Here is a 17,378-nt window from a genome sequence, read left to right as displayed (position 1 = left end):
TCCTCCCGCGTTGTGTTTATGGAAAGGATGGAATCGATGACGAATGTCATAAGATTTATTTTAGTAGCTGTGATGATTTTCACCTTATCTGGCTTATCTTACACGGATGTGAAGGCAGCCGAAAAACAAAAAGCATTATTTGAAATTAAGACATTGGAGACAAACGATGGAATTCATCTAACCGTGCTAGGAAAGGACTTGTCAGATGTTTATGCGTTTGAACTGCAATTTGAATTTGATTCACTTCGTTTGCAATTTATTGGTGCAAGTACCACGTGGGAAGGATTTACGGTTAATCCCAGTATTAAGGGGAAGCATATCCTGTTCGCGCACACTAAGGTCGGTAACACAAAAGGGGTTTCAGGAAACGCAACAATGACAGAACTGCGCTTCAAACGAATTCGGGGCGGTAATTCGGATGTTGTATTCAAGGAAGCCAGATTGGTCGACTCTTCTCTCCGTGATATGCGGTTGAATCAACAGAAACAGGTGCAATTCCCAAGTCATTTGCAGACCGTAAAAATAAACGACATTAAAAATCACTGGGCTGAAACGAAATTAAATCAAGCGCTGGAGTTGGGCGTTGTAACCGGATATAGTAATGGGACGTTCAGACCGGATCTTCCGATTACCAGAGCAGAGTTCTCCACACTGTTGGCGCGTACGCTACTTCTTCCAGCAGCACAGGGAGTCCTAAAGTTTACCGATGAAAAGCTAATACCTCATTGGGCCAAAGAACACATTGCCGCTACTGTACAAGCAGGTCTAGTGAAGGGGTATGACGACGGCACGTTCCAAAGCGACCGATTGATCAACAGGTCGGAGATGGCCGTTATGGTCGTTCGTGCTCTAAAGGAACAACCAGACCATATCATTGACCTGACCTTTTCGGATACAGCGAGTATCCCTGTTTGGGCAAATCCATCAGTAAAATTAGCGGTCGATCAAGGTTTAATGCAGGGACGTGGGGGTAACATATTCGCGCCTCTTGATCGGGCAACCAGGGCCGAAGCAGTCAGTATTCTTCTGGATGTTCTTCATAAGCTTATGGGTGCGTAGTTAACTAACTACTATTTATATTCTGGACAGTTAAAAGTTTTCCATAGAAAAATAACCCAAACAAGCGAAGGCATGATATCCTAAGGTTCCGACACCAAAAAGGAGATCAATCGCTGTATGGGCTACATTCAGTAGTTTATCCGATTTTTTAGCGATTCACCATACCATAACATGCTAAAATATATCGATTCTATCATGCAACATTTTCGTCCTTGCTTCTCCAGAGGAGCCGCTTACCACTGGTTTGTTGTTACCATCTTCGGCCTCATGTTGCGTTCGGATCATCTGGGTGTGACTTTCTTCATTCGGGATCTGTCTTTGCAATCCCGTTGCTATGAGAGTCTCATCCATTTTTTTCGTTCTTCCGCTTGGTCTCTGGAATCCCTTCGGTTGAAATGGCTTCAAGTCGTGAAGCAAACAGCTCCACTTCACTATGTTAATGGAATGGCTGTACTAATAGGCGATGGGATGAAGCAGACAAAGGAAGCGCGGCGGATGCCTAGCGTCAAAAAACTTCATCAGGAGTCCGACAATTCTTCCAAGGCGGAGTACATCTTCGGACATCTGTTTGGCGCTGTTGGCATTCTCATGGGAACGCCGCAGAAGTGGTTTTGCCTACCCTTATTCATGAATCTGCAGGATGGCGTGAAAACCATATTCAGTTGGAGAGAACCCTCAGAGAGGCAGGATTCCCATGTCGTGCAGATGATCGAACAAGGCTTTGTGGCTGCCAAGACATTCGGGAAAGCCATGCTCCTGCTGGAGCGCTATTTCCTGTCCGTTCCTGCGCTGGCGCGCTTAAACGAGTTGAACGCACATGGAACGACTCGGATGCACATGGTTTCGAAGGCCACCGTTGCCGCTTATTTGCGCACGTCAATTTTTCGCCTGTTTGCTCAAAACCAGCACTTATCCATAACTCAAATTATTTGTTCCAAGCAAAAAACATCTGATTCTGACGCTGATTTGCTGGTTTCTTAAGCATTAGAACTTTTGACTGTCCAGATAGTATTCGGTATGTCGTTAATGAATGAGTTTAAAAGGTCAAAGGGGAGGTTCGTATTGCGTCGGAGACTCCTGGTTTTGTCGGTGGTATAATGCTCGGACTGAGTAAGGTCGGCTTTGGAGCAAGTATAATTGGAATGACGAAAAGAATTAAGCTGGAGAAGTAGAAGCGAGAAGCGCAATAAAGGAACGAAGAGCCAATCGGTCAAGAGTGACGGTTGGCTTCTGTTTGTTCAGAGATAGTGATGAAGGACGTGAAGTGCGATCTTTACGGGCAGCGTCTTTTTTAACCCAAGGTTGAGGGTTAGACTGCTGGAGCTCTCTTAAGATAACGGACAATACGGCACTCGAGTGAGTTTAGCAGCAGGGTAGCCGCAAAATTGCTCCGAACACGAACCTACACTTTTCTCGCACGCAGGCTATCCTGCACATTCGCACTAACTTCGCGCTTTTTAGCCTCACACAGCTGCCTATCCTGCACATATGCATTAGGATAGGTTGATTTCAGCTGGACACGTCTCTGTAAGGCTGTCTATATTGCAGGCGTACAACATAGGCAAGTGGGAACACGGAAAACCAGCTGCTATCCTGCTAAAGTGCAGGATAGCTAACTATACACGGACAGGTACTAAACCGGCAATTTGTTCGACAGCTCTTCCAGTCACAGCTTCAGTCGGGTCATGACAACTACGGATTAACGTCACTATTAAAAGCTGAATCGCGAATATTAGAGCGGTAACGCAGGGGGGAAGTTCCTGTCTTCTTCCGGAATAACGAATGGTAGAACTTCAGATCCTGGTATCCAACCCTCTCGGCTATTTCCTTGATCGACAGGGAGGATTGTTCGAGTAGCTCTGTGCTTTTCTTAATTCGCAGGTTTTGCCTATATTCGGTGAACGACTGTCCAGTGGTCAGCTTGAACATCCGCTGTACGTAACCCGGACTTGCGGGAATGAGCTTAGCGATATCGGATAGAGTCAAGGGCTGATTATAATTTTCCTCGATATATGTGAGTATGGAGCCGAATTGCGTATAAGCAGGAAGTGGAGAGACTAGATTCAATTCTAGACGGTACAAATAAACGAGCAGCCGGGTCAACAGGGCGTACAAAGCAGCCTCATAACCCGGCTGCTTTGTGTTATATTCTCGGTGCAGCTCTTCCATATGCATACGTGCTTCATGGTAGAGATCCTTATAAGTGTGATAGGCTCGCTGCTCATCGGACAATAGTTCTCTGATTTCGGTCGGCAGAGGATAGGTTCGCTGAAGCAGCTCCAAAACCCCAGAGGCAAAGAGGCAGTTATATACGATTAACTCGTCTTTGGGTGCTTCGGATGAAGGACGATAAACGTGGCGAGTCCCTATAGGAATAATGTAGAGATCTCCCTTCTCTACCAAAAGTCTTTCTTCTCCTACATAATGATATCCTTTTCCTTCAGCGACATACTGGATTTCCACAAAATCATGAGCATGGATAGGCAGAGAGAAGCGCTCGCGTTCTCTCGTTACATACATTGGAAAATCAGGCTCCCAGAACATCCTGCCCTCGAGAATATATGAAGTAAAGTTCAAGATCATCATTCCTTTTATAGAGTTGTAATTGCCCTATTAATATCACGAATCACCCCCATATGCAAGGGAGAACGTTATGTTATGCTTGGAAAAAATGCGAGGAGCTGGACAAGATGAATGGAATTTCAGAATGGATCTGGCGATCACGACGTATACGGATTAACGATTTTTCTTATTTTCGCAAGGAATTTAAGGCTGCAGGGGAATTAGTCTCCGCACAGCTGTACGTATCGGCTCATCACTATGTTCAGGTGTATATAAATGGGGTGAGAATAGGCGGTTACGGCACACCGGCGCCAACAAACCCATGGAAGAGAAAGCTATTTATGGAACATGATATCTCCGATCAGTTACAGACAGGTACAAATTGCATTACAGCCGATGCACACTATTTAGGGGGAGGGGGGCAGAATTATGTTGATGGCCTGCCCGGGTTTCGTCTTGAGCTCCATCTAGCCTATGCGGACGGCAAGAAGAGGATTGTGAAGAGCGATACGAGCTGGACAACGCTTGTAGACATGCCGCACCGGATAGGTACCCTCTATCAGCAGAACCGCAGAGTATCGGCGATAGAGGATTATGACGCGAGAAAATGGGATGAGGCTTGGCGTTATGCGGGCTGGAATTCTACATTGCCTACAGCGAAGGCCAAGAAAGCGAGAATAGGCAAGGAAGAGTGGCCAATGGCAAGGCAGGCGATTCCCGAAGGAGCGATCGGAGAGGAGCTTCCTTTAAGAAAGCTTGAACTGCATGCTGGAAGCTGGAATGAGACGGATAGGCCCCAGGTGTTCGATGCGGGAGTCATCGTATCCGGTTGGCCGAAGCTGAGGCTAAAGGGGATCGAGGGCGTGACGGTTCGTATGCGATACTCCGAGGATCTGGATGATTGGGGGAGAGTCAAACACAATGTTTGCAACGAGGACTCGGATCATTATTATGATCAGTACACGATGCGCGGAGATACATTGGAGGAGTGGCAACCGGATTTCTCGTACAAGGCTTTCCGTTACGTCGAAATAACCGGTTACCCGCTGTCGATCGAGACGGAAAATGAACTTATCGTCTGCCTGGCCTATACGGACATCGACTACACGGGAGGCTTCCGCTGCTCTGACGACCATTTGAACTCCCTATACGAAGCATGTATTCGCACTCAAAAGAACAATACGCTGGGGCAGACCGTAGATTGTCCCCACCGCGAGCAAGCCCAATATATCGCAGATACGGATTTGCAGGCGGAGACGCTATTTTACAACTTTAACGCATTAACTGTCATTGAGAAGACGCTTAGCGATTTTGCCGATGCCCAGCTCGAAGACGGTACTTTCCCTTTTGTGGCACCATCCAACTATGACAACCCAGACTTTACACTGCAAATTCCAGAATGGGATTTGCATTATGCAACACTGCTGTGGAAGCTGTACGAGACTTCTGGAAACGGCTCGCTGCTGCATACCTATCATGCTCCGCTGCGTAGGATGGTGGATTATTTTATAAGCAGGCTTGATCCGGCTATAGGGCTTGTTCCGCTCGATAAAGGCTGGCACATCAGTGATTGGCCTTATCCGTCTGTAGATCATGAAGGCGAATTTCTGACTGTTCAACAGATCAAGCTGCTGCAAGCGATCAGGATTGTTGCTGAAACAGCGGCATTCGTTGGTGAGACAGAGCTGTCCGCTTCCTATCGGCAGTCGGCTGAACAATTGGCTAGCAACATCCTGAAGCATTTATATGATCAGCCGTTGGGGCGGGTGAAGGACTGCTATCGGTCCAAGCGGGCCCATCAAGGGGTGACTGCGATTGCCTTGTATGCGGATGTGATTCCGAGTAGCGACCGGGAGAAAGCGATTGCTTTTGTTGCAGATATGCCGTGGGAGTGCCGCACGGTTCTGTCGCTGCCGCTTCTGCGGATGCTGTTCGAGAATGATCGGGAAGCGGAAGCCTTCGCTATTTTGAATCGCCGCGAATATCCAGGATGGGGGTATATGATCGCGCAGGGTGCTAGAACGATGTGGGAAGGCTGGGAGGATATCGAAAGCCATTCCCATGCATGGAATGGTTATCCGGCTCGACTTCTGCAGGAATATGTAGTTGGGATACAATCAGAAGCGCCAGGCTTTAGGAAGGCAGTCATTCGCCCTTATTTTCCTGATTCCTTAACCTTTGCAGAGGCGAAGGTTTGGACTGTTCAAGGTGATCTGTACGTCCGATGGGAGAAACTCCCTGGGGGCGGCATTCGAATGAAGGCCAACATTCCAGCGGCGATCGACGCGAGAATGGAGATTTCTCTTCCGCAGCGAAAGGTCGTCATGGAGATCGGACCTGGTATTCACGATATGAAGCTAGAATAAGACTTGCTTAGAACTTCGTAGAAGCAACGCGTTCAACTGTTCAAGCAGCTGCATGGCAGAAATCGATATTTCATTAAAAACTGGCTGGCCTGACGGAGCAAGAGCTTCGTTTGGTGGTCAGTTTTTTTGTGCTTTTGTGGATGACAAGCCCGTTATCTAATTCAGTCTCATCGAAGGTGCCATGGAAATATACCGAACAATAATCAACCGAAAAAAAGAGAAAAGAAATGAATTTTACATCATTTCTATCGTGGGCGATCCCTAGTAATCTTATAACTAAGAGAAGTGATCACGCATCGAATGAAGGAGAGGATCATGTTGGCGAATTTGTCGCTACGCACCAAAGAGCATATGTGGTGGGTCGCTTTTATCGCACCTGCATTTCTGATTTACACCGTTATATTTCTAGGCCCTGTGATTTCAAGCTTTTACTACAGTATGACGAATTGGAATGGCTTCACAAAAACGATGGATTTCATCGGATTTAGCAATTATGCACAAATGCTGACGGACAAAACATTTATGAAGGCGCTGCGCAATACGTTTGTATTTGCCGGATTGATTGTGATATTCCAGAACGGCTTAGCTATCCCTTTGGCGTTGGCACTGGACTCGAAGATCCGGACAAAATCAATACTTAAAGTCGTCTTCTTCGCGCCCGCTATTTTTAGCCCGCTTGTTGTCGGATATACCTGGCTCTATATTTATGAACCACAGAATGGACTGCTGAATGTGCTTCTTCGCTCCTTGGGGCTTGGTAATATGGAGCAAAGCTGGCTAGGAGATCCGGCCTTTGCCTTATATGCGATTGTAGTCATGATGCTGTGGCAATATATTGGCTATTCAATGATTATCTTTCTAGCTAATTTGCAGACGATTCCCGGGGATCTCTACGAGGCTGCGGATATTGATGGGGCTGGCGGCTGGCGGAAATTTCGTTTCATTACGTTCCCGATGCTAGCCCCTTCGATGACCATTAATATTGTTTTGGCTAGTATTGGCTCGTTGAAGGCATTCGATATTATTTATGTAACGACCAAGGGGGGACCGTTTCAAGCAACGGAAACGATTACAACACTCCTGTTCACAACGGCGTTTAAGAAGGATAATTTCGGCTATGGAACGTCAATGGGCGTAATTATGTTTCTCATTATTTTAGTGATTAGCGTTATCCAAATTATCGTTCTCAGAAGGAGGGAGGTTGGGGAATGACGAGGGGAAAAGCAGCAGGTACTTATGTACTGGAAATTGTTATGGTCGCAGCAGCTATTGTTTTTTTTATCCCGTTTTATTTCGTCTTGTCCATGACCTTTAAGACTCCGAAGGAGATGGCGGGTTTCCCTCTTTCTCTCCCTTCCGGGCTGGACTTTGGGAATTACTTCGATACTTGGGAGCTAATGCGGTTTCCTCAGGTGCTGGGCAATACAGTGCTGATTACTGTGTTTACGGTGCTAGCGCTAATCTTGTTTGGATCTCTTGCTTCTTATCCTCTTGCTAGAAAATCAAGCAGCGCTTATTATTTAGTTTATATTTACTTTATAGCAGGCATTATGGTGCCTTTCCAGCTTGCAATGGTTCCTCTTTACAAATTTGTGAACACGCTGCATCTAGTCAATACCTTTCATGGTGCGATTCTCATCTACACGGCAATTAATCTGCCCTTTGCAGTGTTTCTGTTTACCGGTTTTCTAAAATCAACGCCGAAGGAATTAGAGGAAGCAGCATGGATAGACGGTTGTTCTAAAATACGGGCATTCTGGGTCGCAGTTTTCCCCATTATTAAGCCTGCAACAGCTACGGTTGCTGTCCTTACAGCTCTTAACACGTGGAATGATTTTATTATCCCACTGCTTTTCCTTCAGGACCAGAGCCGCCGGACGATTACGATTGAACTTTATATGTTCGTTGGTGAGCATGTTACCAATTGGTCGCTGTTGTTTCCAGGAATGGTATTATCGGTAATCCCTCTATTAATTGTTTATCTCTTCTTGCAGAAATACATCATCAAAGGCATTGCAGCGGGGTCGGTCAAAGGCTGAACGCGGTGGATCTTAACAATCTATCGCTCTTGCCCGGCCGGGCGCGACTAATAACAGGTAGGGAGCCGTTGTATATGAGACTTCGGATAGTCCCATTTCGTAATTGGAATCTCAATACCAAGCTTATCTCCGTGTACTTGCTTACTATATTTATTCCAGTCATTATCGTTACTCTACTCGGCTTTTACCGATATAATGAAAATCTCAAGCAGAAGGTTGGGGAGTATGGTCTGAATTTAACGGATCAGGTTAGCAAAAGCCTAGACACATACATTCAGCAGATCGACCGCTTGTCGCTTACCTTCTATCTTGATGTGTGGGAAAACCTCAGTCTTACTCCTGACCGGAGCAATCCGAAGGATGTATTCATGGAGAAAGTATCCGTCGATCGGGCGCTCAAGAGCATCCTGGTCGTCATTCCCTTCTCTGATATCCTCGGTGTTTATTGGATCAATGATGGAGAAGTGCTGTATTCCCAATATGGCAATGGAGATTGGATTGATCACAGCGATTTCGAGCAGCGCGATTGGTATAGTGAGACGCTCAAGGCGGACGGTAAAGGTGTTCTTATTCCACCGTACCTTTCACAAAACCAATCAGCTAACGAATTCGTTTTTTCCTATGCCCGCAGTATCGTAAATGTGAAAAATCGGCAATCCTACGGAGTGCTGCTATTTGATGTTTCCATGAATGGACTAAGAGATTTAGTTGGGAATATGAAGAGTAAATCCGCAGGCACTATGATTATTCTAGATCGTGAAGGCAAGGTGGTCTATCATCCCGACTCGACTCTACTCCGCAGCGAATTCCCTCTTATAGCAGAACAATCGTATGGGTACTATACAGACCATATTAATGATGTAGAAACGATGATCCACTATGTTCGTTCCCCCGTCACCGGCTGGACAGTCGTGAACACCATTGAGGTTAATCAGCTTTCAGATGAGCTTGGTATTTTGCGGAATCTGTTATTTTCCTATACAGGAGTCATGCTGCTTGTTTCCACCATTCTCTTCGCGCTGTTGACCTTTATGATTATCAAGCCGTTGAAAGAAATGAAGAGACTCATGCGGCGTGTGGAGGTGGGCGATTATGCGGTCCAGTTCCAGGTTCGCTCTAGCGATGAGGTTAATCGTCTGGGGCATAGCTTTAACGTGATGGTCACTCAGATTCGCGAGCTGGTGAATAAGGTATTGCGGATGAAAATCTATCAGCAGCAGGCTCAGGTTAAAGTGCTGCGCAGCCAGGTTAATCCGCATTTCCTGTACAACACCTTGGAATCTATTCATATGAAAGCAGAGATTAACCAAGATTACGAAGTGGCTGACATGGTTGCATTACTGGGGAAGCTGTTCAGGCTCTCACTGCGACAGACGACAGAACGCATTACTATCGCTCAGGAATTGGAATATGTAAACGTATTCATGGGCTTGCAAGGCGTTCGTTTTCTCAAGATGGACTATATTGTCGAGGTTGATCCGGCGCTGATGCAGATGGAAATTCTACCTTGGACCATTCAGCCATTAGTTGAAAATGCAATCATCCATGGACTGTCCCCTGTGAAGGGAGAAGGCTGGGTTCGGGTATCGGCCAAGCAAGACGAACGTGATTTGATTATTGAAATCGCTGACAATGGAATTGGTATTAGCGAAAGTCGACTTGATTGGATTCAATCTATTCTGAGAGCTCCCGATTCGGAAGATGCAACGGATCATATTGGAATTAACAATGTTCATCGCAGAATCCAATATTATTATGGAGCTGCTTACGGATTGCAGATCATGAACCGCTTAGGCGGTGGGACGATCGCCAGAATTCGCTTGAAAATCATGGAGGAGGCCGCAGAGGATGCCGAAATTGCTAATCGTGGATGATGAGGAAACCATTCGTATAGGATTGAAGAGCATGGTGAATAGATTGCTTCCCCACTGGGAGGTCATCGGAAGCTGTGAGGATGCCGAGCAAGCTTTGGAGCAGGTGAATGCTTGTTCTCCCGATTTGGCAATCATCGACATAGGCATGGTCGGAATGAGCGGATTGGAGCTGGCGCTCCGTTTAAACAATGAAAAGCCCGAAGTAAATAAAATTATGCTGACAGGCTATGATAAATTCTCCTATATTCAATCGGCGATGCGAGCGGGGGCTACCGACTACTTGCTTAAGCCAGTTCAACGGGACGAGCTCGTAGAGGCATTCAGGAAGGTGGAGATCTTACTTGCTGAGCGTGAACATCGTCGGAAGCTGAAGCTGGAGAAAAAAATCGCAGAATGGGTGACCGTCCAGAAAGCAGGAAGCTGCTTTGAGCTTGAGCGATTGTTGGATGCAGAAGGGCTGCATGGGGAGGATATTCGTTATGGAATTATTCTTCGTTTTCAATATGGCAGCATCGAGGAACCGGGGGAAAAGCAAGTAACGCCACCTGCAAGCTACTGTTTTACTCAGCCTCATGATGCGGACTCAAATATTATCCGAGTGGTCGATGTGACGATATCGAACGTATGTGAGATGACTTTCGTTGCGGTACGCAATATGTCCTCACTAGAAGGATGTTTAGAGCAGTGCGAGCGCATCTCCGGACGAGAGTCTACTCAATTGACGCTAACAGGCTACGGGGAGCTAATGGAGGATTTGTGTCTTCTGCCGGTTGCCTTTCGGCAAGCGCAGGAAATGATGTATCGGATTGTAAAGTCCCATAAGGAGCTGGATACGTCGGATGAGGCAGAAAGAATGAATAAACTTATGGTCTCCATCGAGATGAACGACTTGAAGAGCGTTATTCATTTGCTCGAACAATGGCAATTGGAATTAAAGGAGTCGAGGGAACAGAATCCTTTGTTGAAGTTCACTCGTATGTTCCGTTTTATTGCTTTTTTTGCTGGACTGCAAACCTCAAGATCACAATCTGCCTTGCTAACGGAAATAAACAAACAAATTACTCGTCTCTCAGGACAATTGTTATTTACAGGTGACCTAGGAGCCTTAATGTTAGCCATTGATCAATTTATCGAGGGAGTTACTCAATTTAAATCTGATCTATTCGACGAGCGGAAGATTATTGGCAAGGTTAAGGAGATTATGCGGCGTGAATTCATGAACCCTGAATTTTCTCTTGAGCAAGCGGCACTATTTGTTCATCTTAATCCGACCTATTTGAGTGAACTGTTTAAGGAAACAGCCGGCCGTAAATTTATCGACTATTTAACAGATATTCGCTTGGAGGAAGCACGTCATATTTTGCTGGAAACGGACATGAAGATGTATGAGGTTTGTCTGTCCGTCGGCTATACGAGCTCAAAATATTTCAGCACCCTGTTTCGTAAAAAATATCAAGTGACCCCAACGATGTATCGAGAAGGCCAATCAGGATAAATGGCTTGGGATGATTTATTAGGGTTTAGTTCTTTATTTTTGTATCTGCAAAAAGCTTTTCCCGCTAATGGATAAGGTTCCGAAAATAAGAGAAGAAACATGAATTTTAAGTGATTTCCATAACCGCTTTTTTTTCTTAGGATGAAGTAGAAGAAACTAGAATCCATCCTGGAGGTAGGACAATGAAAAGAAAAGGGTTAGGTTTGTTGGCAATTGTAATGATGCTGGTTATGGTCGTAAGTGCATGTGGTGGTGGCAACAATAAAAATACAGCAAGTCCTTCGCCAACGGAATCATCATCGCAGACTCCTGTTGAAAGCGCTCCCGCAGAGAGTGTGACTCTGAAGGTAACTGGATTTAAATCCGGTACAGAGCTCGGAGCTATTCCAGAGTTGAATGAGAAATTTATGAGTGAGAACCCTGAGATTAAAGTTGTATATGAAGGAATGCCGGGTGGACAGTTCAAGGATTTCATTAAGACTCGGTTCGCAGCAGGCGATGCTTCTGACGTCATCCTGATGCATCCAGGTTTGTCAGATGTTATCTCTTACGGTAAAGCAGGCTATCTAATGGATCTTTCAGGAGAATCTTGGATATCCAATTTCACTGCTGCTGCATTGAAGTCTACTTCACAGGACGGTCAAGTGTATGCGATTCCTAATGATATGAACGTCATGGGCGTTTACTACAACAAAGAGATTTTTGAGAAGCTGTCTCTGGCAACTCCTACGAATTGGGATGAGTTCCTAGCAGCTTCGGAAGCAATTAAGCAATCCGGCACTTTGCCAATTGCAATCGGCAATAACGATGGTTGGATGACGCTCGCTGCACTCTACACTGTTGCTCCATCACTCGTCTATGGTCCGACTCCGGATTTTGATTCGAAGCTGAATGATGGATCAGCAACATTTACTGGGGCATGGGATGATACGGTTGCGAAATGGTTTTCTCTCATTGACAAAGGCTACCTGACAGAGAAAAGTACAGGAGTGAGCCTTGACCAAGCGCAACAAGCATTCGCGACAGGCAAAGCGGCAATGTACATCGACGGCAGCTGGTCATTAGCTGGCATTAAGAAAACGAACCCAGATCTGAAGCTTGGAATGTTCGCTATGCCTTCTAATGCGGCTGGTCAAGACGTAATCGCATCTGCAGCAGTTGGAACAACTTTCGCGATTAACAAAGATACGAAAGTGGCGGATGCAGCGAAGAAGTATTTGGAATTCTGGAGCCAAGCGGATAACCAGAAGCTATGGACGAAGAGTCAACAAGGCTTCATGACGATCAATGGAGAAACAGGCGATATCGATGAAGCGTTTAATGAAATTGCTGCGGTTGTTGCTCAAGGCAATAGCTATCCGTTCTTGGATCAAGGATGGCTCTACGGCGGTGCAGCAACTACGGAAATGATGACCTCGGCACAGGGCGTCTATCTAAAGGCAATTACACCTGCAGTGATGCTAGAGAATATGGATAAAGCTTGGGCGGATGCGGCTAAGTAATCATACCTGCTTGCAAGGAGGATGAGGGCATACCGATAGGTATGTCCTTCTCTATAACTTAAACGATTAGGAGGATTAATCATGAGAAAGTATGGGAAGACACCACTAGCACTATTACTAGCATTTAGTATGATCATTGCATTATTTCCAATAGGCGTTATACATGCGGCGGAAGCTCAACCTATTAATCTAGCCCTCGGTAGGACGGTAACAGCGGTATCGAGCTATGAAATGGCCAATGAGGGCTGGGGCCTTACGAATCTGGTTGATGGGGATAAGACTGGCCCAAGAGCAACAGGTTCTGTTGCCAATGGCTGGACCTCGTCGCCGACCACGAACCAACCGTCTGCTAACAATCCAGTCTGGGTCATGATTGATCTCGGTTCACAGTATCAGGTAGATCAGATTGTACTTTGGCCTCGCAACGATGGCGGAACGATTAGCAAAGGAGTCGGCTATCCGGTAGATTTCAAGGTCCAGATCTCAGCCGATAAGACGACGTGGATCGATAAGGCTGTTCATACGAACTATCCGTCTCCAACAACAGGACTGCAGCAAACGATTGATTTCAACAAAGACGGAGCTCGATATGTCCGTGTTATAGCGACTAAGCTAGTCGCGGATGATTGGAATCAATACGTTATGCAATTCCGTGAAATTGAAGTATTCCAGTCGGCTAGCGCATTAAATGACGCTGAAGCCGTTGCTGCGGATGCAGCAGCAATCGATCTGGGAAATCTAACGGCAATATACAAAAATTTATACTTGCCCAGCCTTGGCGGGGAGGCATCCAATATTAGCTGGGTTAGCTTGAATCCAAGCTATTTGAATGCCGAGGGTATTATTGTTAAACGACCGGAAGCAGGCGAGCCTGATGCGTCTGTAGTGCTTGAAGCGCTTGTTAAGAGAGGACAGGAATCGCAGGTGCGGGAATTCTCCGTAACGGTGAAGGCAAAGATCGCGCGTGTAGCCGAGCCTGATTCATTCAAAATCGGAATTTTCTGGCCGCCGACATGGGAGTTCACGAATGATGAGCAGTATAAATATATCAAGGAAGCGAATGTGACCGATGTTGAGAATGTTATCGGCGGGGGACTCGACTCCGAGGAGAAAAATCTCGAAATGCTGGAACTGGCAGAGGCAAATGGGCTGAAGGTGTCCGTTGCTGATACTCGTGTTAATGGGTCAGATCGGCAGATTCAGGAAATGGTGCAAACGTATATGGATCATCCGGCGACTAGTGGATATTACATCCAGGATGAGCCAGGGGTTGGGGGACTACAAGCAGCAGCAGACAGGTATGGCAAAATCCTCGCTGTTGACCCGGATCGGGTACCTTACGTAAACTTGCTTCCAGAACAAGCCGTTGCTGGTTACGAACATAATTATGTCAGAGCATGGGTGGAGAAGGCTGGACCTCAAAACTTAAAATATTTATCTTTCGATAATTATCCGCTGCTAATGGGCAATAGCTTTAGTGGTACTTATTTCAGCAATCTAGAAATCATTCGCAAGACGGGATTGGAGTATGGTGTGAAAACCTCCTCCTATCTGCAGTCCATCGGTATCCCAGGAGGATTAAGAAGGCCTATTGCTACAGAAATGGATTATTTGGCCTATGCCAACATGGCGTATGGAATGAAAAGTCTCGTATGGTTTACGTATTGGACACCAACTGAGCGCACAGAGGCGTTCACGGATGCAATTATAGATGCAGCTGGTAATAAAACAGACCTATACGTACCATTTCAACAGATCAATGGGAAAATCGCGAAGCTGGGACAGACGCTGATCAACCTGGATGCGGTACAAGTGTATCATTCGGGTCCTTCGAAGCCGGCAGGCGTGCCAAGCTTGCCAAAATCGTTTTTCTTCCAGCCAGAGGAACAATCGGATGATTTAATTATTTCTCATCTTGTGCATCAGACGAATGGGCAAACCTATATCATGATTGTGAACAAATCGTTAACCGATGCGAAGCAGCTAAGCTTCTCACTAGATACATCTGTCCGCGGTATTGAGGAAATTTCAAATGCGACGGGTCTAGCAACAAGTACAGATTTTGACCCTGAAACAGGTTTGCTTAAAACCGTATTAGAGGCAGGCGAAGGTAAGCTATACGTCATCCTTGGAAGCGAGGGGGGATTCCATGGACCTCAGATACCGGAGACGCTGCAGCCGGAGAGTAATCCGGTAAATCCTTTTCTAAACGTTGCACTTGGTCGCCCTGTGGAGGCCTCTTCGGATATTGGCCAATGGGGATGGCTTAAGGACAATGTGGTGGATGGCAAGCTATTAGGCGACTCGAATAACAGTGGATGGACCAGCCTGCCAGCTAAAAGCCAGCCTGCCGAGCGCGAATGGATTAGTGTGGATCTAGGCAGCATATTGCCAGTTAATAAAGTAAAGCTATGGCCGCGAAATGATAATCTCGCCGTCGGTTTAGGCTTCCCGATCGATTATCGGGTGCTTGTATCCACGAATAAGCAAATATGGACAGAGGTAGCGAAGCAGACGGATGTTGCCTTGCCAGACAAAGGCGAAGCGCAAGAGGTTACCTTCGACAGCGTGAATGCACGGTATGTCAAAGTTGAAGCCATCACGCAGAGACCGGATAACAATGAGGATTATGTATTTCAAATAGCGGAATTTGAAATCTATTTGGAGCATGAGCTAAGTACGCATTTACATGTTCAGGCAACACCGGCAAGCGTTGCCGTAGATGCTACTTCCCAATTGAATATAGGCTTATGGCAAGGAAGCGGGAGCTTGCTCCCTTTAACTGATGCGGTATTCTCTAGCTTAAATGAAGAGATCGCAACGGTGAGCTCTGCTGGATTAATTACAGGATTGAAGCCAGGAACGGCGACGATAAAGATTGATACAGCTGATGGAACGGATACAACGACGATCGATATCGTAGTCGATCGTTTGACAGATCCTTGGAAGCTATCGACCTACGGTAGTGCATGGGGGATCGCCAAGGAGGATTCCGGGGCTCTGCAAGTTGAGGCAGCGGGAACCGGATTGGGTAGTCAGGATTTCGTTTATGTGAATAGACCATTGGCTGCAGACAAGATCAATGAGCTGTCTGTTTCATTGAACCGGTATCAGATTCCAGATGCAGCGGCAGGTTTGGATGGTCGTACTGGCATTATGATGAGCGATTCTAATGCATCAGATGCTTCTTGGGTATATCTATCTATCTCCCCTGAGGGTAGGCTGAGAATGGAGAGCCGTCAAGGAAATGAAGCACCTACTGTTGCGGTCACAGGGTCATACATTCCTCTGCCTGCACAATTAAAGCTCGTGAAGAACGAAGATACTTTTACAGGCTATTATATGAGCAATGGAGTGTGGACACCAATCAACCTCACCGAAGCTGCTTCTAGCGTTTCGGTGCTATTCTCGGAAGGATTATCGGGAGGAATTGCCCAATTTTCTGGGTTATCAACGCGACATTCTGTGATTCATGCAGCCCTTCCGCAATGGGAAGCTTCTGACTATGCTGCGGACTTGGATATAGCGGAGGTTAATGATGCTCATACTGCACTGACTTTAGGCGATACAAGCGCTGTAACGGGCAATATTACATTGCCTTCAAAGGGCTTGAACGATACGGCAATAACTTGGGTGAGCTCGAATAGCACCTACATTGGTAATGATGGCAAGCTGATTACACGTCCAACTGCTGCGCAGGGCGATGCAACGCTGACGCTTACCGCAACGGTATCTAAAGGCGAAGCTAGCATGACGAAGGTATTTACTGTAACCGTGAAAGCGGAAGCTGCTGGTGGCAACAACGGCGGAAATAACGGAGGAAATAACGGAGGAAACACAGGCGGAAACACAGGTGAAAATACCGGTGGAGGCACGGGCGGTGAAACCGGTAGTAATACTGGGAACGGGAATGATATTACGTTAAGTGACATTACAGGCCATTGGGCTGTTAGTGCGATCGAAAGGGCTGTGGAGCTTGGCTTCGTCAACGGCTATAAGGATGGTACTTTCAAGCCAAATGGAGATGTGACTCGCGGAGAGCTCGCGGCGATGCTGAGTCGTGCGCTTGACCTGACAGCGACCTCCAGCTCGATCTCCTTTAAGGATGCTGATCAAATCCCTGCTTGGGCTCGCGGTCATGTGCTGGCAGCTGTCGATGCAGGATTGTTCAACGGCTTTGAGGATAATAGCTTCCGAGTCCATGCGTTTATGACACGTGCGGAATTAGCAGCGGTCATTATCCGTGCGCTTGGGATTCCAGTTAATCCGATGGCAGCGCTAAATTTCTCAGATGCTTCAGATGTGTCTGCATGGGCGAAGCCTTATGTAGCAGCTGGAGTGGAAGCAGGCTTCTTCCAGGGAAGAGGCAACAATAGGTTCGCTCCTAATGCGGTAACAACGAGAGCAGAGGCCGTAACCTTAATCCTGGCTTTAATCGATTACAAGGCGAAGCAATAATCGTATACGTGTAAAGCACCAAC

At 46.5% G+C, this 17,378-nt stretch carries 10 protein-coding genes; 9 read left to right on the top strand and 1 reads right to left on the bottom strand.

Going from position 1 to position 17,378, the window contains the following annotated elements; translation table 11 throughout:
* The first annotated feature begins 36 nt into the window (after positions 1 to 36).
* The gene (locus MHI37_RS24900; protein ID WP_179090221.1) at positions 37 to 1,059 is read left to right on the top strand and encodes an S-layer homology domain-containing protein; all 1,023 of its coding nucleotides are present in this window, start codon (positions 37 to 39) and stop codon (positions 1,057 to 1,059) included.
* A gap of 390 nt (positions 1,060 to 1,449) precedes the next feature.
* Complete coding sequence (locus MHI37_RS24895; protein ID WP_076337174.1) at positions 1,450 to 2,040, top strand: hypothetical protein; 591 nt, start codon at positions 1,450 to 1,452, stop codon at positions 2,038 to 2,040.
* A 711-nt stretch (positions 2,041 to 2,751) separates the two neighbouring features.
* Here MHI37_RS24895 and MHI37_RS24890 read toward each other — a convergent pair.
* Positions 2,752 to 3,636 (bottom strand): AraC family transcriptional regulator, encoded by an 885-nt coding sequence (locus MHI37_RS24890; protein ID WP_179090222.1) that lies wholly within the window; start codon positions 3,634 to 3,636, stop codon positions 2,752 to 2,754.
* A 113-nt stretch (positions 3,637 to 3,749) separates the two neighbouring features.
* On the opposite strand from MHI37_RS24890, the gene MHI37_RS24885 reads away from it, so the two are divergent.
* The 7 genes from MHI37_RS24885 (at position 3,750) to MHI37_RS24855 (ending at position 17,355) form a co-directional block, all read left to right on the top strand.
* Entirely contained in the window at positions 3,750 to 5,987 is a 2,238-nt protein-coding gene (locus MHI37_RS24885) for an alpha-L-rhamnosidase (RefSeq protein ID WP_076337176.1), read from the top strand.
* A 315-nt stretch (positions 5,988 to 6,302) separates the two neighbouring features.
* Positions 6,303 to 7,199 carry a sugar ABC transporter permease gene (locus MHI37_RS24880; RefSeq protein WP_076337177.1) on the top strand — a complete coding sequence of 299 codons (897 nt, stop codon included), beginning with the start codon at positions 6,303 to 6,305 and terminating at the stop codon, positions 7,197 to 7,199.
* Positions 7,196 to 8,026, top strand: a complete 831-nt coding sequence (locus tag MHI37_RS24875) for a carbohydrate ABC transporter permease (RefSeq protein WP_076337178.1) — start codon at positions 7,196 to 7,198, stop codon at positions 8,024 to 8,026. The genes MHI37_RS24880 and MHI37_RS24875 overlap by 4 nt, the downstream gene beginning before the upstream one ends.
* 74 nt (positions 8,027 to 8,100) lie before the next feature.
* Positions 8,101 to 9,900, top strand: a complete 1,800-nt coding sequence (locus MHI37_RS24870) for a sensor histidine kinase (RefSeq protein ID WP_076337179.1) — start codon at positions 8,101 to 8,103, stop codon at positions 9,898 to 9,900.
* On the top strand, positions 9,875 to 11,395 hold the full coding sequence (locus MHI37_RS24865; RefSeq protein WP_076337180.1) for a response regulator: 1,521 nt from the start codon (positions 9,875 to 9,877) through the stop codon (positions 11,393 to 11,395). Before MHI37_RS24870 ends, MHI37_RS24865 begins: the two co-directional genes overlap by 26 nt.
* Positions 11,396 to 11,577: 182 nt before the next feature.
* A complete protein-coding gene (locus MHI37_RS24860) occupies positions 11,578 to 12,897 on the top strand; it encodes an extracellular solute-binding protein (RefSeq protein WP_076337181.1) in 1,320 nt (439 codons plus the stop codon).
* A gap of 81 nt (positions 12,898 to 12,978) precedes the next feature.
* The gene (locus MHI37_RS24855) at positions 12,979 to 17,355 is read left to right on the top strand and encodes an immunoglobulin-like domain-containing protein (protein WP_076337182.1); all 4,377 of its coding nucleotides are present in this window, start codon (positions 12,979 to 12,981) and stop codon (positions 17,353 to 17,355) included.
* The last annotated feature ends 23 nt before the right edge of the window (positions 17,356 to 17,378 follow it).

The organism is Paenibacillus sp. FSL H8-0548 (assembly GCF_038630985.1).
In the GTDB taxonomy this organism is placed as follows: Bacteria; Bacillota; Bacilli; order Paenibacillales; family Paenibacillaceae; genus Pristimantibacillus.
Note: the sequence above shows the minus strand (reverse complement) of the source record. Positions and strands in the feature narration are given on the sequence as shown.